This window comes from Morganella sp. B601, from assembly GCF_051172335.1.
GTDB lineage: Bacteria > Pseudomonadota > Gammaproteobacteria > Enterobacterales > Enterobacteriaceae > Morganella > Morganella morganii.
Map to the genome: position 1 here is coordinate 55,464 of NZ_JBPIZE010000002.1, position 24,657 is coordinate 80,120.

The window sequence follows — 24,657 nt, forward strand, 5'->3', positions numbered from 1 at the left end:
CCGATTACCACCTGTATAATGCCGCGGCAATATTTTATCTTCTTTCAATCCTGCTGCCTGGTGAGATATTGCACATGTTACGTATTAAAAAAGAAGCTTTAACCTTTGATGATGTTCTCTTAGTTCCTGCACACTCCACAGTTCTGCCCAACACTGCCGATTTATCGACACAACTCACCGCGAAAATCCGTCTGAACGTCCCGATGATCTCGGCGGCGATGGATACCGTAACGGAAGCCCGTCTGGCGATTGCTCTTGCTCAGGAAGGCGGCATCGGTTTTATTCACAAAAATATGTCCATTGAGCGTCAGGCTGATGAAGTCCGCCGTGTGAAAAAACATGAAAGCGGCGTGGTTTCTGATCCGCAGACTGTTACTCCGTGCACCACACTGCGCGAAGTTCAGACCCTGACTGAGCAGAACGGCTTTGCCGGTTACCCGGTGGTCACTACCGATAACGAATTAGTCGGTATCATCACCGGCCGTGATGTGCGTTTCGTGACTGACCTGGATCAGCCGGTGACTGCCGTTATGACCCCGAAAGAGCGTCTGGTGACCGTCCGTGAAGGCGAAGCCCGCGAAGTGGTTCTGAAAAAAATGCACGAGCGCCGCGTGGAAAAAGCGCTGGTGGTGGATGATTCCTTCCATCTGCTCGGCATGATCACCGTAAAAGATTTCCAGAAAGCAGAGCGCAAACCAAACGCCTGTAAAGATGAGCACGGTCGTCTGCGTGTCGGTGCGGCAGTCGGTGCCGGTGCCGGTAACGAAGAGCGTGTTGATGCGCTGGTGGCTGCCGGTGTGGACGTTCTGTTAATCGACTCCTCTCACGGTCATTCCGAAGGCGTGTTACAGCGCATCCGTGAAACCCGTGAAAAATACCCTGATCTCGAAATCATCGGCGGTAACGTCGCCACAGCCGAAGGTGCGAAAGCTCTGGCGGCAGCCGGTGTCAGCGCAGTAAAAGTGGGTATCGGCCCCGGTTCTATCTGTACCACCCGTATCGTAACCGGCGTGGGTGTACCACAGTTAACCGCTATTTCTGATGCTGTTGAGGCACTGGAAGGCACCGGCATTCCGGTGATCGCTGATGGCGGTATCCGTTTCTCCGGTGATATCGCGAAAGCGCTGGCAGCCGGTGCGGCATGTGTGATGGTCGGTTCGATGTTCGCCGGTACTGAGGAATCTCCGGGTGAAGTGGAACTCTATCAGGGTCGTGCTTACAAATCTTACCGTGGTATGGGTTCGCTCGGTGCGATGTCCAAAGGTTCTTCTGACCGTTACTTCCAGACCGATAACGCCGCTGACAAACTGGTGCCGGAAGGTATCGAAGGCCGTGTGGCTTACAAAGGTGTGCTGAAAACCATCGTTCATCAGCAAATGGGCGGCCTGCGCTCTTGCATGGGACTGACCGGTTGTGCAACTATTCATGAACTGAATACTAAAGCAGAGTTTGTCCGTATCAGTGGTGCCGGGATTCAGGAAAGTCACGTTCATGATGTGACTATCACCAAAGAAGCACCAAACTACCGTTCAGGTCTCTGATTCATGCGGCGGTCTGCGGACCGCCAGCCTATAATTGTTTGCTCTTGGAACATACATTAATGACAACGAATATTCATCAGCACCGCATTCTTATCCTCGACTTTGGATCGCAGTACACTCAGCTGATCGCGCGCCGTATCCGTGAAATCGGCGTTTATTGTGAACTGTGGGCATGGGATGTCACTGAAGAACAGATCCGTAATTTCAATCCGAACGGTATTATTCTCTCCGGCGGCCCGGAAAGCACCACTGAACACAACAGCCCGCGCGCACCTGAATATGTCTTCAGCGCCGGTGTGCCTGTCCTCGGCATCTGCTACGGCATGCAGACCATGTCTATGCAGCTCGGCGGCGCAGTGGAAACCTCTGACGAACGCGAGTTTGGTTATGCACAGGTTGAAATCCGCGAGACCTGCGAACTGTTCCGCGGTATTCAGGATATGCTGGATGACAACGGCAAGCCGCTGCTGGATGTGTGGATGAGTCACGGTGATAAAGTCACTGCTATCCCGTCTGATTTCGTGACTGTCGCCAGCACCGAAACCTGTCCGTTTGCGATCATGGCAAACGACGAAAAACGTTTCTACGGCGTGCAGTTCCACCCGGAAGTGACCCATACTCACCAGGGCCAGGAAATCCTCAAACGTTTCGTGCTGGATATCTGCCAGTGTGAAGCGCTGTGGACCCCGGAAGCCATTATCGAAGACACCGTTATCCGTCTGCGCGAGCAGATTGGTGATGACCATGTCATCCTGGCACTCTCCGGCGGCGTGGATTCATCCGTGACTGCCATGCTGTTAAACCGCGCTATCGGCAAGCGCCTGACCTGTGTATTCGTGGATAACGGCTTACTGCGCCTGAACGAAGCAGAGCAGGTTATGGAGATGTTTGCGGGCAAATTTGACCTCAATATCATCCACGCCAAAGCGGAAGACCGTTTCCTGAATGCCCTGAAAGGCATTGCGGATCCGGAAGCCAAACGTAAAGCTATCGGCCATACATTCATTGAAATTTTTGATGAAGAAGCATCAAAACAGAAGCAGGTCAAATGGCTGGCACAGGGCACCATCTATCCGGATGTGATTGAATCTGCTGCATCTGAAACCGGTAAAGCTCATGTGATCAAATCTCACCATAACGTCGGCGGCCTGCCGGAAGATATGGAACTGGGTCTGGTTGAGCCGCTGCGCGAACTGTTTAAAGACGAAGTCCGCCGTATCGGTCTGCAGCTGGGTCTGCCGTACGATATGCTGTACCGCCATCCGTTCCCGGGCCCTGGTCTGGGTGTCCGCGTACTGGGTGAAGTGAAAAAAGAGTACTGCGACATCCTGCGCCGTGCTGATGCTATCTTTATCGAAGAGCTGCACAAAGCGGATCTGTACCACAAAGTCAGCCAGGCATTCACTGTCTTCCTGCCGGTACGTTCTGTCGGTGTCATGGGCGACGGCCGTAAATACGACTGGGTTGTCTCACTGCGCGCAGTCGAAACCATCGACTTTATGACTGCTCACTGGGCACATCTGCCATACGACCTGTTAGGCCGCGTCTCCAACCGCATCATCAATGAAGTCGACGGCATTTCCCGTGTCGTGTACGACGTCAGCGGCAAGCCACCGGCGACGATTGAGTGGGAATGATTTCGCGTCTGGCAACAGCCTGCACGTAAAAGCAGTAAAGTACCTCTAAGCCCGCGTAACTGCGGGCTTTTTTGTTTTTGTGTCTGGCACTTTCCGGCAGCTGTTAGCAACGGGAAGCACGGTTTTTTCAATGGAATTTTTGATGGTACTCTCTGGTTTTGAATTCAGGTTTGAAAAAGTACCATGTAATAAATTTCGGTTGAGTTATGGTATTTGTTTTTTATAACTTAATTAAAAACAGAGAGTTAAACAACTTTTCTGGATTTTTTACAACATGGTATTTTTTGATAAAGGAAAACAATAAACCATGTTGACTGACACCAGGCTGCGTCACCTTAAGCCGAAGGAGGAACTCTATAAAGTTAATGACCGTGATGGTCTGTATGTTGCGGTCACTCCGGCTGGAACGATCTCATTTCGTTATAACTATTCAATAAACGGAAGACAGGAGACCGTTACTTTTGGCCGCTATGGTGTGGGAGGGATCACGCTTGCAGAAGCGCGTGAACGGCTCAATGAAGCCAAAAAAATGGTTGCCGGTGGAAGATCGCCAGCGAGGGAAAAAGCCAGAGATAAAGCGCGTATCAAAGATGTGAATCGCCACGGGTTTAACAGACACCTCAGAGTCATTTAAGATGACTTAAAGAGAGGTGCCCATGAGCGGTAAACGTTATCCCGAAGAGTTTAAAATTGAAGCAGTCAAGCAGGTTATTGATCGCGGTCATTCTGTTTCCAGCGTTGCAACACGTCTCGATATCACCACCCACAGCCTTTACGCCTGGATAAAGAAGTACGGTCCGGACTCATCCACTAATAAAGAGCAGTCAGATGCTCAGACCGAGATCCGCCGGCTCCAGAAGGAGCTGAAGCGGGTTACTGACGAACGTGACATATTAAAAAAAGCCGCGGCGTACTTCGCAAAGCTGTCCGACTGAGATACGCCTTTATTCGTGACAATTCCCGTTGCTGGCCTGTTCGTCTGCTCTGCAGGGGGCTGGATGTACATCCCAGTGGCTTTTACGCCTGGTTTAAGCAACCGTATTCTCAGCGCCACCAGGTAGATCTGAGACTGACGGGACAGATCAAACAGTTCTGGCTGGAGTCCGGTTGCGTTTATGGTTATCGCAAGATCCATCTGGACTTGCGGGATAGCGGGCAACAGTGCGGAGTGAACAGAGTCTGGCGACTGATGAATCGTGTCGGGATAAAGGCTCAGGTCGGGTACCGGAGCCCGCGGGCACACAAAGGCGAGGTCAGTATCGTATCGCCCAACAGGCTCCAGCGACAGTTCAATCCGGATGCTCCGGATGAGCGTTGGGTAACGGACATAACTTACATCAGGACCCACGAAGGCTGGCTGTATCTTGCCGTGGTTGTTGATCTGTTCTCACGCAAAATTATCGGCTGGTCAATGCAATCCCGGATGATAAAGGACATTGTCTTGAATGCGCTTCTGATGGCCATATGGTGACGTAATCCTCTAAAACAGGTGCTGGTTCATTCAGATCAGGGCAGTCAGTACACAAGCCATGAGTGGCAGTCGTTCCTGAAATCACACGGCCTGGAGGGCAGCATGAGCCGTCGCGGTAACTGTCACGATAATGCGGTTGCAGAAAGCTTTTTCCAGTTGCTGAAACGCGAACGGATAAAGAAAAAGATCTACGGAACGCGGGAAGAAGCCCGCAGCGATATTTTTGATTACATCGAAATGTTTTATAACAGTAAGCGTCGGCATGGTTCGAGCAATCAGATGTCACCGACAGAATATGAAAACCAGTATTATCAACGGCTCAGAAGTGTCTGGATTATCCGTGGCGATTCAATCAGAATTTGGCGGCATAGTCGCCGGGTACGAAGATCGGAACCATAACTATAGTCAGAGAAGCAGTCCCGGCGACAAGGCCATTGCGCAGAAGCGGTAAATCCGGGAACGTCAGTGACGGTGGTGCTGCGTGTTCCATAGTCAAAGATGAGAATAAACAGCCAACCAGCGTTAAGTGCATCTTGCCCGTTTAAACAGGGAAACGTGCGTCCGGCCTTCAGATTACCGTAATAGACTTCGCTTAAGTAACGCTGAGCAGTCGCGTTTGTGTGCGCACTTTTTTCTTCAAAACTGCAATTATCGTCGTTTTCCGATTGCCATAAATACCAAATTTGTTCGCCGGTTGCAGATACAGACGCATTAAGTAACCATTGTGCTGTATGAGTATTATCGGCAGAGGCTTCTGCCCGTGCTTGTGATTCATAGCCCAGCAAATGGGCCTGGCCATCAGGGCTGTAACATACCCAAAAATCATTTGCATTTTCACCCTCTTCAGGTTGCCAATATTCAAAACGGCTAAAATCATGTTCTACTCTGGAACGGTAAGTCGTTACATTGAAAGTAGTATTCAGAGTTGTTTCTAACAGAGTCTCCCTGGATTCAACAACAAGATTAGCTTTGTCATCTGATAAAGGTACTAACACCTCACCATCAGGCGCAACAAACTCATCCGCAGGTCCATAGGTTGGAACCCCAATATGAGTGCGGCGGCTAATCGAAGGTAGTCCAATAAACCAGCCGATACCAAAAGGCCCGTTGCCTGCCTGATTACTGTAATTGAGGCTAATAGAAGGAGAATAGCCTCTTCCTGCTGTAATCGGCAGAGGCAATGAGAGTGTCGCTGCGCCATCAGGCCCGACAGCGCCTATCTTCCCCCCAATGTTGGTGATAGCACCACCACCTTTTGGTAGTGAGGGGGGTCTAATCGTATATTTTTGGAATACTGCATAATTCTGACTCCTTAACGAGTCGGTTAAAAGCCGGCTCTTATCCGGCTGATACCCGCCGATTCATGCTACAGGCAGGGAGCCGCTTCTCTGTGAATCGCCACAGGTAAAATCTGCACGATCGAAACCTGATTATTATATTAGCCTTCGTAGCCGTCCGGTTGTTGAGGTGATTGTGCGCGGATTACCCATTTGGGCACAGATATTTCTGATGCCGGAATCAGCCGGTTTTAAAATACTGACAATCTGCGACCCGGTAAAACGTGCCTTCTTCATCATGATTTCTGCTGTTTTCAGAGCAGAAAATCTAATTATAGTTGTTCCATTTTAGGGGAAGCGGACAAAGCCAGCCCGCAGAGCTATTGATGTTTCATTTTCAATCGAAAACATAAATGGAAAAACGGAAGCGGTAAGTAGTGTAAAAAGAAGACAGTATTAATACCGAAGGAATAAGGCGGGCAGGGGTTATTTGCTGTTTTTGGTTAAATCAATATGAATATATTGTTTCGGTTTAACAAATATGTTGCTATCTGTTTTGCAAATATCAGCATAAAAAAATAACGTAATCAACAGATAACAAATGTCGTTCATTTTTTTTGACTTCTAAAGTCAAATTTGGCCTCTGGTCATTATCCGGTGCCGGCCTATTATGTTTCCTGTCAGTGAGCAAGATTAATATTTATTTTTATCAATTTAACCAATTGAACAGGAACACATTATGTCTAAATTAGAACTGTTAAATCCGCAAAATTCTGCCGTTATTCTTATTGATCATCAGCCGCAAATGGCCTTTGGTGTGGCAAATATTGACCGCCAGCAACTGAAAAATAATACTGTTGGCCTGGCAAAAGCAGCAAAAATTTTCAATGTGCCGACAATTTATACCTCCGTTGAAACAGAAAGTTTCAGCGGATATATCTGGCCTGAATTACTCGCCGTCCACCCTGAATCAAAACCTATCGAACGTACCTCCATGAACTCATGGGAAGACCCGAAATTTGTCGAAGCCGTTAAAGCCACCGGACGTAAAAAATTAGTGATGGCGGCATTATGGACAGAAGTCTGCCTGAATTTCCCGACCTTAATGGCGATTGAAGCAGGCTATGAAGTTTATATTGTGACTGATGCATCCGGCGGTACGTCAGTTGATGCACATGAACGTTCCATTGACCGTATGGTGCAGGCCGGGGCGATTCCTGTGACCTGGCAGCAGGTATTGCTGGAGTACCAGCGCGACTGGTCCCGCAAAGAAACCTATGATGCAGTGATGGGGCTGGTTCAGGAGCACAGCGGTGCTTACGGTATGGGTGTCGATTACGCCTATACTATGGTTCATAAAGCACCTCAGCGCGTTATTAAGTAACAGCGTAATAACCGGAGAGGTCACTCTCCGGTTATTTTTTCCTATACCGCTTGCCGCAACAGTATTTTGATAAGCAGTGAGTTCCTCATAAACAGGAAACACATCATCATGAATAAACGCTTCGCATCAAAAATATTTATCAACGGTGATATTCATACACTCGATCGTGAAAATCCCGTTGCTCAGGCCGTTGCTGTCCGTGACGGCAAATTTATTGCTGTCGGAACCAACGATGAAGTTATGCAGTTCCGGAATGAAGAAACAGAGATTATTGATCTTAAAGGGCAGGTAATTATTCCCGGCCTGAATGACTCGCACCTTCATCTTATCCGCGGCGGACTGAATTATAACCTCGAATTGCGCTGGGAAGGGGTGCCGTCATTATCGGATGCCCTGGCGATGTTAAAAGCACAGGCTGATGTGACGCCGGTGCCGCAGTGGGTCCGCGTTGTGGGTGGCTGGAGTGAATTTCAGTTTGCCGAAAGACGGATGCCGACATTAGACGAAATTAATGCGGTTTCACCTGATACCCCGGTTTTTGTGCTGCATCTTTATGACAGTGCGCTGCTGAATAAAGCGGCACTGCGTGTGATCGGTTATACCAGAGATACCCCGAACCCGCCGGGCGGTGAAATTCAGCGGGATGAGCACGGTAATCCGACCGGGATGCTGATTGCAAAACCCAATGCCATGCTGCTGTATTCCGCGCTGGCGAAAGGCCCGAAGCTGCCGCTGGATTATCAGGTTAACTCCACCCGTCAGTTTATGCGCGAACTTAACCGTCTCGGGGTAACCAGTGCGATTGATGCCGGGGGCGGATTCCAGAACTATCCGGAAGATTATGAGGTGATCGCGGAGCTGGCAAAACAGAATCAGCTGACTATCCGTATCGCCTATAACTTATTTACCCAGCGCCCGAAACAGGAGCTGGAGGACTTCCGCGAATGGACATCGATGGTGTCGCCGGGAGAGGGAACCGATTTTTTCCGTCACAATGGTGCGGGGGAGATGCTGGTATTCTCTGCGGCTGATTTTGAGGATTTCCTGCAACCGAGACCGGATCTGCCGGACAATATGGATGCAGAGCTGGAAGCGGTGATCCGCCACCTGGTTGAGCACCGCTGGCCGTTCCGTCTGCATGCCACTTATGATCAATCCATCAGCCGTATGCTGGATGTGTTTGAAAAAGTAAATAAAGAGATCCCGTTTAACGGCCTGCACTGGTTTTTCGATCATGCGGAAACCATCAGTGAACGAAATATTGAACGGGTAAAAGCGCTGGGCGGCGGATTGGCAATTCAGCATCGTATGGCATTCCAGGGTGAATACTTTGCGGACCGCTATGGTCATGAAGCGGTGAAACACACACCGCCGGTGGCAAAAATGCTGAACACAGAGGTGCCGGTCGGTCTGGGAACGGATGCGACGCGCGTGGCCAGTTATAACCCGTGGACAGCGCTTTACTGGCTGGTGTCGGGCCGGACAGTCGGCGGCATGAAGATGTATGACGACAATAACCGGTTAGACAGAGATACCGCATTGGCGTTATGGACTATCGGCAGCTCCTGGTTCTCTGATGAACAGGGTAAAAAAGGGCAGATTAAATCAGGACAGTTTGCGGATTTTATTGCCTTATCTGACGATTATTTCCGTGTACCGGAAGCGGAAATTAAAGCGATTGAATCCCTGCTGACGGTGGTAAACGGCGAGGTTGTTTACGGCAACGGTATTTTCGGGCCGCTGGCACCGCCGTCAATTCCGGTATTACCTGACTGGTCACCGGTTATTAAAGTGCCCGGACACTACTCTTATTTACAGCAGGAAAATAAAGCCGCGATCCTGAATCAGTTACATCAGTGCTGCGGTTCGTGTCATGTTCACGGACACCAGCATGATATCGCCCGTAAATCGTCTGTGCCGGTTGCGGATGATAATGCCTTCTGGGGCGCGCTGGGCTGTTCCTGTTTTGCATTTTAATTATCGCTGTACATGTTAATACTGTGGCTGGTGGTAAAACACCGGCCATATTAAACCGGAGATCATATTCACATGACTAATCCGCAATCATCAGCCTGGTCGCCGCTGCGTAACCGTATATTTTTTGTGTTATGGATGGCGACATTATTTTCTAACATCGGAACATGGATGAATGATGTCGGTGCGGGATGGCTGATGACAAATCTGAGTCCTGATCCTGTCATGATTGCCACCATTCAGGCGATGACCACACTGCCGGTCTTTTTATTGGCCTTACCGGCCGGGGCGATTGCCGATATTTTCGATAAGCGCAAGCTGCTTATTTTTGTCAATATCATGATGTTCTTTGCCGCTGCATTACTGGCTGTTCTGGTTTATTTCAATGTGGTCAGTATCGGCTGGTTATTGTTAATTACCTTTATTCTCGGATCCGGGGCGGCTTTTTTAGGCCCGGCATGGCAGGCGATTGTCCCGGGAATTGTGGCACCGCATGAATTAAAAGCGGGGATCGCACTGAACAGTATGGGGATTAATATCAGCCGCGCCATCGGCCCGGCACTGGCCGGTGTGCTGATTTCGCAGGTGGGGCTTTATCTTCCTTTTATGCTTAATACACTCAGCTTTATTGCCATTATTGTGGCGGTATGGTGGTGGAAAGGGGAGAAACACAAAGAAAATACCTTACCGGCGGAATCCGTTGTCGCCGCGATGATTTCCGGGCTGCGCTATGCCCGTTATAGTCCGGCATTGATTAAAACTATTATCAGAGCCGCCGCCTTCTTTGTGTTCGCCAGTGCGTACTGGGCGATGCTGCCGCTGGTTGCCAGAGTATCGCTTCGGGGGGATGCAACGTTATACGGGATTTTAACCACCAGTATCGGTATCGGGGCGGTTGCCGGGGCATTCAGTTTATCTGCGCTGCGGGCCCGGTTCAGTACCGGAATATTAGTGACCGCCGGGACCGCCGGAACGGTTATTGTGCTGGTGATTTTTGCCGTGAACACATCAAAATATCTGGCAATCGCCGGCAGTATTATCGCCGGGTTCAGCTGGCTGATCACGCTGTCCACACTGATGGTGTCAGCGCAGACAGCACTGCCGGACTGGGTCAGAGCAAGAGGGCTGGCGCTGTATCTGACAGTATTCTCAGGGTCAATGGCGCTGGGGTCATTAATCTGGGGACAGATTGCCTCACACACATCAATAACAATCGCGCTGCTTGCGGCGGCGGCCGGTATTCTTGTTGTCTGGTTATGTGTGCTGAAAGTGAAAATTGACCACGACAACATCAACTTATCACCATCTGAACATCTGACAATGCCGGAGGAATTACCGTTTTATTCTGAGGAAGATAAAAAACCGGTGATGGTGTGTATTCAGTATAAAGTGGATGCGGAACATCAGGCGCAGTTTTTTGCGCTGATGGAACAATTAAAACGGATCCGGTTACGGGATGGCGGTTATTCCAGAGGGCTGTTTTCAGTTCCCGGCACACAGGATGAATTTATGGAGACATTTATGGTGTCATCCCCGGCAGAACATCACCGTCAGCATAAACGGGCAACCGCGGATGATCGCAGGATTGACAGTCAGTTAAATGCCATTATCCGGAGCAAAACGGTTGTGCATTATCTCTCATATTCTGCGGATACGGAAAAACAGAAATAAAACAGGTTGTACAGATAATAAAAATCCGGCAATAAATGATTATTGCCGGATGATTTTAATTAATTGAAACAGTGGTTACCAGTGGTATGAATAGCTGAGACCAACCTGTAAACCATCATTACGGTAATCCGTAGTGTGATAACCAATATCGCCGCGGAGAGTGGAGTTCTCCGTGATAAAGTAATTCACACCGGCACGGGCATAGGGTTTTACACTCTGGCTATAGCACCGGATGTGCCCGCATTACCTTCTCTCAGTGTGCCCAGTGAAACCATGCCTTTATCACCGGAGCCTGACCGCTGCCGCTGATAAATCGGCCGACAATTACACTGCCGTCATAATTAACGCCGTTTGCGGTGGATGTTGCGGTTTCTGACGGATCTAATAATGTAATACTGTCCTGTCCGCTAAAGCGGAAAGCTTTTTCGTCAGCAATGCCGATAACGGTCTTGCCGTCACCGGAAATACCCAGGGAAGCGACACTGGCAAATGCCTGCTGCTCAGGGATATTACCGTCCGCTGAAAGGCCTGAGATATAAATACTGTTATTTCCGGCTGTATATTTGCTCAGATCAGCTGCATTACCATCAATAATAATAAAAGGGCGGTAATTATCATTTGAGATTTCATAAGTTCCGGCAATTACTTTACCATCAGCAGACATGGCGGATGACTGACCAATATCTTTTATCTTTGAGACTTCGTAATCCATTGCGGAAAATGATGGTGTGCTTTGTGAAGTCAGTAATAATGCCAATAATGTTTTATTAAAGTGCTTTTTATGTGCGTAAGCCATAGTGATATTTATTCTTTTCAGGTAATACGATGATGTGACTTATTGCGGTGTCAGCAATAAACCCGGTGCGTGTCAGGCACGCGTGTATCGTTACGGATGACAGTATGAGAATTTTGGGTTAAACCAATTTGAGGCGTGATTTATTGGGTTTCCGATCTTAAGGCAAATGAAAATTGCGCTCAGACACATTTTTTTAGTAAAAAAAACAGATAAACTGCTTTTTGGGAGGTTGAAAGGAGGTTTTTGGATTATAAATCTTATTATTTAAAATAAGATAGAATTATAATAAATAATCGTTGTGTTTATGTCAGATCTGCTTTGTGAAAAGTATCGTATTGCAAGGACAAAAATTGATTAATAACAGTATGATACTAAATTTATTGCGTTGCGTTATACTTTCAGTGATAAAGCATTATCAACTGATTGGCAGCATCCGATGAATTGTTTCAGTTCGGTTGCGGAAATGTGTTTTTTCCCCGGAGAAAAACAATACGGACAGAAAATGTGTCAGATCGGAATACAGGGCACTGTTTTGTTTACAGAGTGAGTGATACCGATGGTCATCAAAAAAAGAGTCCGGTAACAGTATATTTATTGACTAAATGAACAAGTAATATCATCATATCGTGATGGGTTTCACATAACTAAAAATAAAATGAGTAAAATGATGGATCTTGAACGAGATGGGTAACAAACACGGACTGGTATTTCTTGAGCAGACAGTGAAGGGGATATTCAGGGTATTACTCTCAGCGGTTGTAATTGTATTTTTATTTTCGGTTATTCTCTTTTCTGTGCTTTGAACAGCCCCGGTTCAGTGTTTGGTTTCAGACTGATTTTGAGAGTTTAACGCTGTTTATTTTATGTAATGCCGGTATTTTTAATGTTATATTTTTCTGCATTATCACTTTCCGGGAAATAAGTCTGCTGGTACAGGCTCTTCCGGTACGAAATAATGAAAAGGCCGCCTGTCAGGCGGCCTGCGTTATTTTATCTGTATATTACCATTCCAGATTCATACCGGCACCGTACATGACATCACCACCGTTTGATGTTGAGGTCGCCAGGCTTGCTTTAACAGCCACATTTTCATTGAAACGGTAGCCGCTGACATTGCAAAGCCGCGCTGCATCTTGTCATTCAGCTCATCATAACGCAGCTCCAGTTTATCAATACGGGCTGAGTTGTGTGTTGCCAGATTATACGTATTATTATTGGCTTTCTGCGCTGTGGTATTGACGGTATAAGCTGTATTACGGGCATCAATCGCATTGGTATTTGCTGTTACCGCTGTTTTTTGTGCTTCAGTGGCTTTACCGTCTGCGGCATCTGCCGCTTTTTTGGCATCCGTTGCTTTTGTATCAGCGGCTTTGGCGGTGTTTTCTGCCACAGTGGCGGTATTATTGACCACATTCAGCCGGGCAATATTCGCTGCATCGGTATCTTCTGAGCCACCGGCCACATTGGTGATCCGGCGGTAAGTATCTTTTTCACCTCATTCCGTCAGAAACCGCTTTGCTGCCGAGGGCAACAGAGCCTTCACCTTTGGCAACCGCAGAGTTACCGATGATAATTGTGTTATTAGCCTCGTTACTGATAAATCCCGAACCTAATTTAACACCGGCAGATTGTTCAATTTTACCGGTGGCAAAATCAGGCATTGAGGTTGTGACATAATCACTTTCATCAATACCCGGCGCAGCAACAGAAATAAACGGAATTAATGCTAATAAAAGACAAGATTTTTTAAACATAATTACGCCTCGTGATTGTTATTAGCATTAATATAGTCAAATTGGCGTATTTATCCGGCTGAACTTCAGTCATTTGATGTTCATGGTAAGCAGAGTTGCGGGGAAAAAATAACGGCGGGATGAGAAAATAAAACAGTACGGCGGACCGTACTGTTTTGGTAAATAAATAAGGGGTATTATGTTATTTTTTACTGCGTTCGTTGTTATCTTTTTCGACTTCAGATTTCCATTCGGAAGTAATTGGTTTTGATTGCTGTTTTACTTCAACTGCTTTATTTACGGCGTCATACGCTTTGCCGTAACCGGCTTTATCCTGCACATAACCGGTGGCATTATCGCTTTTAATTCCTATATTTCCGGCTTCTGCGATAGCATCAATATTGGCACCGAGGAAAATAAAGTCCCACTTATCTTCTTTTTCCGCAGAATTAATCATTGATTTAATCTTATCACGACTATATTCATGGCTGCTGTTTTCTGCACCGTCAGTAATAATGACAAATAACACATTATTGTTTTTGGTAATTTTGCGGTTTTCGCGGATTTTATCAATAGTAATACCAACAGCGTCCAGTAACGCGGTATTACCACCGGCAGAGTAATCATCCGGGGTCAGGTTTTTGACTTTGCTGATAGGCTCGCGGTTATGCAGCGTACTGTTTTCGTGGTTGAATAAAACGGTAGTGACGTAAATATTGCCTTCTTTTTTACGGTATTTGGCAAGAACGGAGTTATAACCGCCGATGGTGTCCTGTTCAAAACCGGACATGGAGCCGCTTTTGTCCAGAACAAAAACCAGATCCAAATCTGCCGGTGCCGCAGGTTTGGTTTCGGCTGCCGCAAACAGCGAGGCGGAAAATAACAGCAGGAGTGGTGCAATAAAGGTGCGGGAGAGTCTGAACATAGATATTCCTTATACTATTTCTGACAGGTTTACACGACGGATAATGATGTATTCTGAGGTGAACAAAAAATATTCACAGCAGATTTATCTGATTAGCGGTCACGCTGTCTCTTCCGTCCGCTGCAAAATAGCTGTGAGGTGCATTAACCCTGACAAGCAGGCTGTGCCATTGCTGATAATCATCAATTTTATCCTGCCACCAGTAGGTTTTCATGGTATGGTTTCGCCTCAGATTTTCCGTCACCGGCACAGGCCGTTGCCGGTTGCTCCCTTACATTATTTCACAGTGAATGATTATGTCTTACCAATGTCCGCTTTGCCAGCACCCGCTGACGCACCGCTCCGGCAGTTACAGCTGCGAAAACCACCATCAGTTTGATCTCGCGAAAGAGGGGTATATCAATCTCCTGCCTGTCCAGTTCAAACGCTCGAAAGAACCGGGTGACAGTAAAGAGATGATGCAGGCGCGCCGGGCATTTCTGGATAATCACCATTACCGCCCGATGCGGGATCAGGTAATCGCGGCATTTGAGCAGTATTTACCGGCACAGGCGGAGCAGGTACTGGATATCGGCTGCGGTGAGGGGTACTACACCGGCGCACTGGCGGAAAGCCTTGCGGTACGGCAGGTGACGGTGTACGGGCTGGATGTGGCGAAGGTTGCTGTCCGCTACGGCGCAAAACGCTATCCGCAGGTCAGCTTCAGTGTGGCATCCAGCCAGCGGCTGCCGTTTGAGGATAACAGTCTGGATGGAGTGCTGCGGATCTATGCGCCGTGTAATCCGGATGAGTTAACCCGTGTGGTGAAACCGGGCGGCATTGTGATTACCGTGACCCCGGGGCCGCGTCATCTGTATCAGCTGAAATCCCTTATTTATGATGAAGTTCATCTGCACCCGCTGAAGGAAGAGCATTTCCCGGGATTCGGTCCGGCACAAGAGCAGCAGGTGGCTTACCCGATGCTGCTGAATGGCGCGGATGCGCTCGCACTGCTTTCGATGACCCCGTTTGCCTGGAAAGCGACAGAGGCTGTGAAACATCAGCTGGCAGCAGAAACCGCCTTTTCCTGCGAAACGGATTTTCTGATCCGGATATACCGCCGGGAAGCCTGATTCAGAAACAAAAAGACCCGCCGGAGCGGGTCATCAGAAGTGATTAAGCGATTAACCAATATGTTCATACAGAATGGTAAATCCGATCAGGATCAGTACAATCCCGCCGACAATTTCTGCCCGCTTGCCCAGCATCGGGCCGATATAACGCCCGAGGATCATCCCGGTGGTAGCCATAATCATGGTCATCAGCCCGATAGTCATCGCGGTATGGACAATATTGACTTCCAGAAACGCAAGGCCGACACCAATTGCCATCGCATCCAGGCTCGTGGCAACGGCGGTGGTGGCAAGGTGTAATGCGCTGTGGCGCTGTGGCTTTTCATGACGGGCGCAGCAGTCATCACCGGCGGTGACGCTGTTGTAAATCATGCGGGCGCCGAGGATAAACAGCAGTGCGAAGGCAATCCAGTGATCCCATTCCATCACGTAGCGGCTGGCGTAAATACCGATAGCCCAGCCGATCAGCGGCGTCAGGGCTTCAATCACACCAAAGATAAATCCGGTGCGCAGTGCTTCACGCAAAGGTGGTTTGTGCAGGGTAGCGCCTTTGCAGACAGCAACGGCGAAGGCATCCATAGACAGGGCCAGGGCAAGGACGAGGGTGGCGTAAAAACTCATAAACTCAGTCTCGGTCGGGTAGCTTATCCATATACACACAATCCAACCCCGACCTCCGGTGAACTGCGTGTCTATGGTCTTGCCAACCGAAACGGCATCCGCACCATGCTGATATAATATCACGCAAGTATGTTGACACGGATTTTCTGTTATTTCCCTGAGAGGTTAATAACAGAACAGGCTACTCCCCAATGACGTGACCGGAAAGATATCACAGAAAATAAAAAAGGCAAGAATATATATTTTAGTTTTAAAAGATGCTAATGAGAATGATTTTCATTACGTCGTATTTTAATAAGATAATAAAGACTAATATCATCATTAGTCTTTATTTCCGTAGGGGGATAAAAAGAAGGGGTTATTATTTATTATTAATCATAAAATTATAAATTTTTTGTAAATCATCAAGATGCGTGACTTTTATGTAAATTTTACGATTTTCCAAACCCACAAGAAGAATGCCGTCTTCTGATAAATTCATTGTTTTTATTCTGTCATATTTAATATATGCATTGGCGTAAAAAAATCCGTCCTGCTTAAAATATAACTTCGGTGAACGAATAAAAGCCAGATAAATAGCAATGATAATACAGCCGGAAAGTAAATAAGTTGTTAACGGACTGCCGTGTCCGGTTATATTATTATAAATAACAATACCGATAAGAAGGATAAAGATCACAGCGTCAGCGCGGTGATTACGGCGCAGTTTTATCCGCAGCTGTGTTTTGCCTTTCAGTGTGTTAACAATAAATTCGTCGTAGACGGCAAACAGCAGCATCAGCACAATCACAGCCAGCAGAACAATATCATTTACACTCATTGTGGTTCTTTTCCCCTGAAGTGAAACAGAAAACGGGAGGCGAGCCTCCCGTTTAAACTACCATACTCTTTCTGAAAATACGCGTTCGTCAGAACGTGTTTTACCGGTTACAGTCCCAGGAAACCAAAGACATAACCCAGAATACCCAGCACAAAGAAGCCGATAATAATCAGCAGGGCATTCACTTTATGACGCAGCAGCCACATACAGCCGAATGTCAGCAGCAGCGGCATCAGGCCCGGCATCAGCTGGTTGAGGATGGTCTGGACAGTGGTAATTTCCATCTCGCCGGTGGTCGGGTTTTTAATTTCCGACACCACCAGCGGGATATTCACTTTTGTCCATTTGTTCACCAGCGCACCCATGACAAACAGACCGAGGATTGACGCCCCCTCTGTCAGTTTCTGCAGGAAGCCGCCGCCCATATCCTGAACAATATCCAGGCCTTTTTTGTAGCCGTAAGCCACGCCGTAGTAACGGGTTGCCAGGCGGACCAGGTTAAACAGGAAGAAGAACAGTAATGGCCCGAGCAGGCTGCCGGTCATGGCAATCCCCGCACCGAGGGCGGCGAAGACCGGACGCACGGTACCCCAGAAAATCGGGTCACCGACACCGGCCAGCGGCCCCATCAAGCCGACTTTGATACCGTTGATGGCACCATCGTCGATAGCCGCACCATTAGCACGCTGCTCTTCCATCGCACAGGTTACACCGAGGATTGGTGCAGCCATATACGGGTGGGTGTTAAAGAACTCCATATGGCGTTTGATAGCCTGTCTGCGTTCTTCATTATTTTCCGGATAAAGACGGCGGATCACCGGTACCATGGAGAAGGCGTAGCCCATTGCCTGCATACGTTCAAAGTTCCATGAACCCTGAAACAGGTTTGAGCGGATGAAGACACCCCGGATGTCGCTCTTTCTTAACTGTTTTCTGCCGGTTACGTTGCTTGTAGTATCAACCATGTTGCTCACCTTCTTAGTCTAACTCGTTATCCAGGTCGTTTTTGCTGCCGGCAGCGACAACGACTTCCGATTTGTTGTATTTCGGACTGAGCTGAATATACAGCACAGCCATAACCGCACCGATGACACCCAGCGCAACCAGGTTGAAATCAGTAAATGCCGCGGTAACGAAACCCAGATAGAAGAATGGCATCAGGTAGCCGGCACGCATCATGTTGATAACCATCGCGTAACCGACCACAACAATCATGCCCCCGGCGATATTCAGACCGTTGGTGACCCAGTCAGGAATCGAGTCAAGCATTTCACGGACAACATCAGTACCGACAGACACGGCCACAATGACAGCCGGGATAGCGATACGCATTGCCTGTAACAGCAGGGCACCGACGTGGATCATCCCCAGCGCGGTGAGATTCCCCTTATCAGCCGCACGGTCACCCATGTGCTGGAAGGCCACGGTGATGGTACGGACGATAATGGTCAGCACCTGACCGGCAGCCGCCAGCGGAATGGCCAGCGCGATACCGGCACCGATGTTCTGGCCCCCGGCGATAACCAGGATGGTGGAAATGATGGATGCCAGCGCCGCATCCGGTGCCACAGCCGCACCGATGTTCATCCAGCCGAGTGCGATCATTTCCAGCGTACCGCCGATCATGATCCCGGTTTTCATATCACCCAGTACGATCCCCATCAGCGTACAGGCGACCAGCGGGCGGTGGAACTGGAATTCATCGAGGATTGACCCCATACCTGCAACACAGGCAACGATGAAGACCAGGACGATTTGTACAACGGAAAGTTCCATTGTGTTTCTCCTTTAACCAGTCATTTTGCAGACAACAAATTTTGTATTGAGTAATGGGTCAAATTAACTTTCAGCTTTGCTGATTAAATCCATCATTTTTATTTTTGAATCGGTGGAGACTTTGCGGACTTCCAGCTCGATGTTGCGGTCATTCAGCGCTTTGAATGCCACGATATCGTTTTCATCGATAGAAACCGCATTGTTAACCTGTTTTTTACCTTCGTGGAAAGCCATCCCGCCGATGTTGACCGATTTAATCTCCACGCCGTCTTCCACCAGGCGCAGAACATCTGCCGGGTTGGTAAACAGGAGCATGCAGCGGTCATTGGCGTATTTCGGGTTATTCCAGACACGCACCATTTTCGCCACATCCACCACGTGCGCGGTTACACCCGGAGGAGCGACCTGCTTGAGCAGTGTTGAGCGGACGGTGTCTTTGGCAACCTCGTCACTGACGACAATAATGCGTTTGACGTTGGTTTCTTTGGTCCAGCGGGTGGCGACCTGGCCGTGGATCAGACGGTCATCGATACGGGCGAGGGCGATAGTCATGTGTCCGCCCGGGCCTGCCGGTGCCGCCGGCTGTGTGGCCGGTTTTGGTGCAGGTGCCGCTTTCGGTGCCGGTTCGTCCTGTGCTTTCAGGGCGCGGATCCCTTCACGGCCGGTTTCCAGCGCCACCGCAACCAGTTCCTGCAATGACGGATTATCATCACGGCACATAAAGGTTTCGACCAGCATCGGCACGTTAACGCCTGTGACTATCTCATAATTGCTGTTGCCGCCTGCGGCCTGATCCTGCTCAGTCACAATACGGTTTGCTGCGTTGAACGGGCTGCCGCCCCAGGTATCAACGAGGAATAACACCCCGTCAGCGGTTGATAAACCGGGCAGCTTCTCATTGTACTTCGCATATAGTGTGTCGGCATTTTCCCCCGGTACGAAATCGATGAAGGAGACGTTCTCCTGTTCACCGATCAGCATTTCCGTCGTGCGCAGTAACTGCTCAGCGGCTTTGCCGTGGGTGCCAATCATAATGGCTATACTCACCTCTGTTCCCCCTTAACATCAGTCAGGATGGTTCTTGTGTATTACACAGAATCTTTTATGGGTCAGGAAAAAACCGTAAGACTCCGGTGTAAAGATAGTCTCAGGCCCGTGATACCGCTAATTATTTACGTTTAAACAGCGATAATTAATTTCGGGGCACTAATTAAATAGAAGGTTAACATTCTATGAAGGTAAAAAAACTTGCTTTCCGTCAGAAAACAACAAAACAGAAACATTAAACACTTAATTATAGTTAATTATTGTGTTGAATGAGCTATTTGTCAGAGTGATGAGGTGATGTTTGATTATTTTGCAGAGTTATACACTATGATATTTTACATATTATAAACATTTGCATCTGAAAACATTACAAATTGGTCGAAAAATGACCGGTGCTGATGCGCTTCAGGTAAAAAATATCCCTGCAATGTTGCAGGGATATTAATGTCAGCGAATTATGTTTTGTGAGTTAAATCACGAAATCAGTCGCACTGAACCTTGATTGCAAGACCGCCGCGTGATGTTTCACGGTATTTGGCGTTCATGTCTTTCCCGGTTTCATACATGGTTTCGATAACTTTATCGAGAGAAACACGCGGTGCGCTGGTACGGCGCATAGCCATACGGGCAGCGTTGATCGCTTTCACAGAGGCAATGGCGTTACGTTCGATGCACGGTACCTGAACCTGACCGGCAACCGGGTCACAGGTTAAGCCCAGGTTATGTTCCATACCGATTTCAGCGGCCACACAGACCTGTTCCGGGCTGCCGCCGAGGATTTCAGTCAGACCGGCAGCCGCCATTGAGCAGGCCACACCGACTTCGCCCTGGCAACCGACTTCCGCACCGGAGATAGAGGCGTTCATTTTGTACAGAATACCGACCGCGCCGCAGGCGAGGAAGTAGCGGAGATAGGTTTCCGGAGTGACTTTCTCGATGCAGTGATCATAATACGCCAGTACCGCAGGGACGATCCCGCAGGCACCGTTTGTCGGTGCGGTAACCACACGGCCGCCCGCTGCGTTTTCTTCGTTGACAGCCAGAGCAAACATATTGACCAGGTCAACCACGTTCATCGGGTCTTTGGAGAGTTTACCGGCGGAGTTGATCAGGCGGTTCAGTGCAGCGGCACGGCGCGGCACACGCAGCGGCCCCGGCAGAATGCCTTCGGTTTCCAGACCGTGAGCGATACAGTCAGTCATGGTTTTGTAGACATCGGCGAAATACGCGTCGATCTCTTCACGGCTGTGCATATCCAGCTCATTTTTCAGCATCAGGGAGGAGACGGAAAGCCCGGTCTGATGGCAGTGATTCAGCAGCTCTTCCGCTGAGGCATACGGGTAGGACACCGGTGTTTCGTTGGCGTTATCCTGACCGAAATGCTCGGCATCGACGATAAACCCGCCGCCGATGGAGTAATAGGTTTTGGTGTACAGCTCTTCATCACCGGCAAATGCGGTGATGCTCATGCCGTTTTCGTGCAGCGGCAGGTTACCGGTGTGGAAATTCATGCCGCCTTCACGCGGGAAATCCACTGTCTGCTGACCATTGGCCAGTGACAGACGCTCAGTCTCTTCGACATCGCGGATAAAACCGGCGATACCATCGATATCGACAGTTGCCGGTAAGTTACCGGCCAGACCCATAATAATAGCGATATCGGTATGGTGACCTTTCCCGGTTAAGGAGAGTGATCCGTAGACATCAACAGAAACGCGGGTCACGCGGGAAATCAGACCTTTTTCAACCAACTCATCAGCAAACTGCTTCCCGGCTTTCATCGGCCCTACGGTGTGGGAGCTGGAAGGACCAATCCCCACTTTAAACATGTCAAAAACGCTAATCACGTCAGACTCCTTAAAAAACAATGTAATAGTGATTTATCGTAAAGCGCGTTACTTTACTGTTATTTGCTCACACGGATAAAGTAGTTTATCGCATTTTTCACTGCGGAACAGCGCTTTCGGATAAAATTCGGGCATACCTGATGAAAAAAAGCAGGGGGAAATAGGGCAGAAGTGTGAATTCGGTTACAAATCAATCATTTTTCACTTGCGTTGCGAGACGATATAAAATACCCGCTGTTAACCCCCAAATCATCCGTCCCTCATATAGGTAAAAATAGAGGCGGCGCTCCACAGTATTGCGGGTCATATCAATGTAGCGGTAGCGGCTCAGGTCGAGGGCGGCATCCAGCGGAAGCTCAAAAATATCCGACACTTCCTGCGGGTTGCCGGCCAGCGGCAGATATGGCGGAATAATCCCGACCACCGGGGTGACCCGGAAGCCGGTCACACTGTCCACCGGTGCCATTTGTCCCAGCACCTGCACGGCCTGCGGCGGAATACCGACTTCCTCACGCGCTTCGCGCAGTGCGGTGGCGATGGGGGAAATTTCGCCCGGATCCGCCGCGCCGCCGGGCAGGGCAATCTGTCCCGGATGGGAGCGCAGTGATGCCGCCCGTTGTGTCAGCAGGATCCCGGGCCGGGCTTTATTGGTAATAGGCAGCAAAACGGCGGCCCGGCGATCCCGCTCACCGGCAATTTCCGCTTCGGAAGGGCGGGTTAACTGAAACCGGGGAATAAAGCGCTCAAGCGGACTCATGATGTTTTCTCCGGCAGTACCGTCAGTATGCGGCCCAGTTTATCGAACGTTTCCTGGTATTCATCTGCGGCACGGCTGTCTGCGACAATCCCGCCGCCAGCCCGGCAACAGAGGTGATTATTTTCCGCGATCAGGGTTCTGATCGCGATATTGGTGTCCATGGTGCCGCAGGCACTGATATAACCGACGGAGCCGCAATAGGCGTGGCGGCGGACAGGTTCGAGCTCTTCAATAATTTCCATCGCGCGGATTTTCGGCGCACCGGTAATCGAACCGCCCGGGAAGCAGGCACGCAGCAACTGTGCTGCCCGGCATGCCGCCGGTAACTGCGCGGTGATGGTGCTGACCAGATGCCAGACCGCCGGGAACGGCTCAACCGCAAACAGCGACGGCACACTGACCGAGCCGGGAAGTGCCACCCGGCCGATATCATTGCGCATCAGATCCACAATCATCAGGTTTTCCGAGCGATCTTTCTCTGACGCGGCCAGCGCCTGTTTTTCTGCTTCGTCTGCCTGCGGATCATCCAAATGACGCGGACGGGTACCTTTAATCGGGCGGGTTTCTGCGGTGCCGTCTTTCAGCCACAGAAAGCGCTCCGGTGAAACCGACAGAATGGCGGCTTCCGGCAGACGGAGAAACGCGGAAAACGGTGCCCGGTTTTCGTCATTCAGCCGCAGAAATGCCTGCCATTCATCCCCTTCATACGGGGCGGAAAAACCCTGTGACAGATTGACCTGATAACAATCACCGGCCTGCAGATAGTCATGAATACGGGCAATTTTTTCGTGATATTCCGCTTCGGTCATATCGGACTGCCAGTGGCCGGTCAGGGCGAAAGGCAGACTCTCCGGTGCCTTCTGATTCTCCAGCCAGTGCAGACGCGAGGCTGGATCGCTATACGTGATTAATGTGGCGCAGCGGCGCTGGTGGTCAACAATCACCGCCCAGTCGTAAATACCAACGGCCATATCCGGCACGGACAGCTCATTTCGTGCCAGTGACGGCAGAGACTCGGTTCGCCGCCCGAGATCATAGCTCCATAATCCCATCGCGCCGCCCGCAAACGGATAGTCATCGTGCGGCAGCGGATTCAGCCCGCACTGTGTCAGCGCCGCATCCAGTAACTGAAACGGGTCATTATTTTGACGGACGCGCTGCTCCCGACTATCTTCAGTTAAGGTCTCATCGCCTCTGGTAGTCAGTGTCATCAGGGGATCGGCGGTCAGAATATCAAAGCGGTTATGCTGATGCTGAGCACTGCCGGAGTGCAGCAGCATGGCCCACGGCTGATGTGACAGCGGGGCAAACAGGGTCAGGGCGAGACCGGGATGATAGTCAAGTGGTGTCAGTACAGGTACGGAATGTGATGTCATAATTCAGTCTGTCAGTAATCTGTGTCCGGAAACTGCCGGTTATCTTATCGGAAAACAGGCGGATGCGTCCCGCCATCTTTATGAGTATAATGTGTTTTTTACTGAAATGTTATAGAAGGTGATTATGTTTACCGGAATGCCCGCGTTAAGTCATGAAGAACAGCAGGCCGCAGTTGAGCGGATCCACACCCTGATGCAGGAAGGTATGAGCAGTGGTGAGGCCATCGCACAGGTCGCGGCGGAGTTACGCGAACGGCATCACGGCGGTGAGCAGATCCGCGCGCTGTTTGATGAGGAAGATGACGACAGCGAAGAATAGAAACAAATATTTAACAAGTGTCACAATTTCCTGATAATAAATATGTTACTTTGCAGCAATAAGCATTAAGTGAAATTTAATTAATCGCTATTGTATAAAAATGACATTTAGTCTCTTTCGGGATTAAAACAGGAGGTTTTATGAAGGCAATGAATCTGTTCACCCGTACCGGATTGGCAGGTGCAGGTATTCTGCTGGCATTCACCGTCAGCGCACAGGCTCCGGCCACGGCGGAAGTCAAAAATGAGCGTATGGTGACTTTCCCGGCGTGTGAATCGCTGAACAAAGATCAGATAGCGGCACAGGTAAAATATGACTTTGTGCAGAGCCGTTACCCGCGCTGGCAGGATGACAAAGCGCTGCTGGGCAGCAAGCCGGTTGCCTGGGTGAATGTGGCGGAAGTGACTGAGAAAGACGGTAATTACAGCGTGCCGCTGGTTGTGCGCGGCTCGAAAAAGCAGGCCAGTTACACCGTTGATATAAATTGTGCGGCGAAGACCATGACATACAGTCTGCCGCAGTAATGACACTGGCTGTTAAACCGTAAAAAGGCGTGCAACTGCACGCCTTTGT

At 49.3% G+C, this 24,657-nt stretch carries 22 protein-coding genes, 2 pseudogenes and 1 riboswitch; of the genes and pseudogenes, 10 read left to right on the forward strand and 14 right to left on the reverse strand.

What is annotated here, in order from left to right; genetic code table 11:
- Positions 1–74 precede the first annotated feature (74 nt).
- The 4 genes and pseudogenes from guaB to ACSBQN_RS04945 all read left to right on the forward strand — a co-directional run.
- Positions 75–1,541 (forward strand): IMP dehydrogenase, encoded by a 1,467-nt coding sequence (gene guaB / locus ACSBQN_RS04930; protein WP_004237403.1) that lies wholly within the window; start codon positions 75–77, stop codon positions 1,539–1,541.
- A gap of 59 nt (positions 1,542–1,600) precedes the next feature.
- Positions 1,601–3,178, forward strand: a complete 1,578-nt coding sequence (guaA, locus tag ACSBQN_RS04935) for a glutamine-hydrolyzing GMP synthase (protein WP_004237402.1) — start codon at positions 1,601–1,603, stop codon at positions 3,176–3,178.
- A 307-nt stretch (positions 3,179–3,485) separates the two neighbouring features.
- Positions 3,486–3,785 (forward strand): annotated as a pseudogene (locus tag ACSBQN_RS04940) (Arm DNA-binding domain-containing protein); the annotation flags it as partial.
- A gap of 49 nt (positions 3,786–3,834) precedes the next feature.
- Positions 3,835–4,979 (forward strand): annotated as a pseudogene (locus ACSBQN_RS04945) (IS3 family transposase); the annotation flags it as partial.
- Here the strand turns inward: ACSBQN_RS04945 and ACSBQN_RS04950 are convergent.
- Positions 4,961–5,830 (reverse strand): SpvB/TcaC N-terminal domain-containing protein, encoded by an 870-nt coding sequence (locus ACSBQN_RS04950; protein WP_227989173.1) that lies wholly within the window; start codon positions 5,828–5,830, stop codon positions 4,961–4,963. The pseudogene ACSBQN_RS04945 and the gene ACSBQN_RS04950 sit on opposite strands and share 19 nt — an antisense overlap.
- An 835-nt stretch (positions 5,831–6,665) precedes the next feature.
- On the opposite strand from ACSBQN_RS04950, the gene ACSBQN_RS04955 reads away from it, so the two are divergent.
- The 3 genes from ACSBQN_RS04955 to ACSBQN_RS04965 all read left to right on the forward strand — a co-directional run bounded on the left by ACSBQN_RS04955 (position 6,666) and on the right by ACSBQN_RS04965 (position 10,955).
- On the forward strand, positions 6,666–7,310 hold the full coding sequence (locus tag ACSBQN_RS04955) for a hydrolase (RefSeq protein ID WP_024472903.1): 645 nt from the start codon (positions 6,666–6,668) through the stop codon (positions 7,308–7,310).
- A gap of 108 nt (positions 7,311–7,418) precedes the next feature.
- On the forward strand, positions 7,419–9,287 hold the full coding sequence (locus ACSBQN_RS04960; protein ID WP_024472904.1) for an amidohydrolase: 1,869 nt from the start codon (positions 7,419–7,421) through the stop codon (positions 9,285–9,287).
- A 72-nt stretch (positions 9,288–9,359) separates the two neighbouring features.
- Positions 9,360–10,955 (forward strand): MFS transporter, encoded by a 1,596-nt coding sequence (locus tag ACSBQN_RS04965; protein ID WP_024472905.1) that lies wholly within the window; start codon positions 9,360–9,362, stop codon positions 10,953–10,955.
- A 253-nt stretch (positions 10,956–11,208) separates the two neighbouring features.
- Here the strand turns inward: ACSBQN_RS04965 and ACSBQN_RS04970 are convergent, their stop codons facing one another.
- The 5 genes from ACSBQN_RS04970 to ACSBQN_RS04990 form a co-directional block, all read right to left on the reverse strand.
- Positions 11,209–11,751, reverse strand: coding sequence for a hypothetical protein (locus tag ACSBQN_RS04970; RefSeq protein ID WP_024472906.1), 543 nt, complete (start codon positions 11,749–11,751; stop codon positions 11,209–11,211).
- 1,001 nt (positions 11,752–12,752) lie between these two features.
- Entirely contained in the window at positions 12,753–12,836 is an 84-nt protein-coding gene (locus ACSBQN_RS04975) for a hypothetical protein (protein WP_193376673.1), read from the reverse strand.
- Between the two features lie 405 nt (positions 12,837–13,241).
- Positions 13,242–13,505, reverse strand: coding sequence for a hypothetical protein (locus tag ACSBQN_RS04980; RefSeq protein ID WP_024472908.1), 264 nt, complete (start codon positions 13,503–13,505; stop codon positions 13,242–13,244).
- A 181-nt stretch (positions 13,506–13,686) separates the two neighbouring features.
- On the reverse strand, positions 13,687–14,409 hold the full coding sequence (locus ACSBQN_RS04985) for a vWA domain-containing protein (protein ID WP_024472909.1): 723 nt from the start codon (positions 14,407–14,409) through the stop codon (positions 13,687–13,689).
- A 73-nt stretch (positions 14,410–14,482) separates the two neighbouring features.
- Positions 14,483–14,623: a hypothetical protein gene (locus ACSBQN_RS04990; protein WP_158001765.1), complete on the reverse strand. Its 141-nt coding sequence runs from the start codon at positions 14,621–14,623 to the stop codon at positions 14,483–14,485.
- Positions 14,624–14,705: 82 nt separating this feature from the next.
- On the opposite strand from ACSBQN_RS04990, the gene rlmA reads away from it, so the two are divergent.
- Positions 14,706–15,521 carry a 23S rRNA (guanine(745)-N(1))-methyltransferase gene (gene rlmA, locus ACSBQN_RS04995; RefSeq protein WP_024472910.1) on the forward strand — a complete coding sequence of 272 codons (816 nt, stop codon included), beginning with the start codon at positions 14,706–14,708 and terminating at the stop codon, positions 15,519–15,521.
- Positions 15,522–15,572: 51 nt separating this feature from the next.
- Here the strand turns inward: rlmA and mntP are convergent, their stop codons facing one another.
- The 8 genes from mntP to pabB all read right to left on the reverse strand — a co-directional run bounded on the left by mntP (position 15,573) and on the right by pabB (position 23,765).
- A complete protein-coding gene (mntP, locus tag ACSBQN_RS05000) occupies positions 15,573–16,142 on the reverse strand; it encodes a manganese efflux pump MntP (protein ID WP_024472911.1) in 570 nt (189 codons plus the stop codon).
- Between the two features lie 6 nt (positions 16,143–16,148).
- A riboswitch (yybP-ykoY riboswitch) is annotated at positions 16,149–16,346 on the reverse strand.
- Between the two features lie 157 nt (positions 16,347–16,503).
- Positions 16,504–16,962, reverse strand: a complete 459-nt coding sequence (locus ACSBQN_RS05005; protein ID WP_004237387.1) for a DUF986 family protein — start codon at positions 16,960–16,962, stop codon at positions 16,504–16,506.
- A gap of 107 nt (positions 16,963–17,069) precedes the next feature.
- The gene (locus ACSBQN_RS05010) at positions 17,070–17,927 is read right to left on the reverse strand and encodes a PTS mannose transporter subunit IID (RefSeq protein WP_004237386.1); all 858 of its coding nucleotides are present in this window, start codon (positions 17,925–17,927) and stop codon (positions 17,070–17,072) included.
- 13 nt (positions 17,928–17,940) lie between these two features.
- Complete coding sequence (locus ACSBQN_RS05015) at positions 17,941–18,738, reverse strand: PTS mannose/fructose/sorbose transporter subunit IIC (RefSeq protein ID WP_004237385.1); 798 nt, start codon at positions 18,736–18,738, stop codon at positions 17,941–17,943.
- A 63-nt stretch (positions 18,739–18,801) separates the two neighbouring features.
- On the reverse strand, positions 18,802–19,785 hold the full coding sequence (gene manX / locus ACSBQN_RS05020) for a PTS mannose transporter subunit IIAB (RefSeq protein ID WP_024472912.1): 984 nt from the start codon (positions 19,783–19,785) through the stop codon (positions 18,802–18,804).
- A 482-nt stretch (positions 19,786–20,267) separates the two neighbouring features.
- The gene (locus ACSBQN_RS05025; protein WP_015422671.1) at positions 20,268–21,632 is read right to left on the reverse strand and encodes an L-serine ammonia-lyase; all 1,365 of its coding nucleotides are present in this window, start codon (positions 21,630–21,632) and stop codon (positions 20,268–20,270) included.
- A gap of 190 nt (positions 21,633–21,822) precedes the next feature.
- Positions 21,823–22,389 carry a CoA pyrophosphatase gene (locus ACSBQN_RS05030; RefSeq protein ID WP_024472914.1) on the reverse strand — a complete coding sequence of 189 codons (567 nt, stop codon included), beginning with the start codon at positions 22,387–22,389 and terminating at the stop codon, positions 21,823–21,825.
- Positions 22,386–23,765 (reverse strand): aminodeoxychorismate synthase component 1, encoded by a 1,380-nt coding sequence (pabB, locus tag ACSBQN_RS05035; RefSeq protein ID WP_354632807.1) that lies wholly within the window; start codon positions 23,763–23,765, stop codon positions 22,386–22,388. Before pabB ends, ACSBQN_RS05030 begins: the two co-directional genes overlap by 4 nt.
- A 124-nt stretch (positions 23,766–23,889) precedes the next feature.
- Between pabB and ACSBQN_RS05040 the strand changes: the two genes are divergently transcribed.
- Positions 23,890–24,084, forward strand: a complete 195-nt coding sequence (locus ACSBQN_RS05040) for a YoaH family protein (RefSeq protein WP_024472916.1) — start codon at positions 23,890–23,892, stop codon at positions 24,082–24,084.
- Positions 24,085–24,224: 140 nt separating this feature from the next.
- Positions 24,225–24,608 (forward strand): protein YebF, encoded by a 384-nt coding sequence (gene yebF, locus ACSBQN_RS05045; RefSeq protein WP_024472917.1) that lies wholly within the window; start codon positions 24,225–24,227, stop codon positions 24,606–24,608.
- Positions 24,609–24,657: the final 49 nt, after the last annotated feature.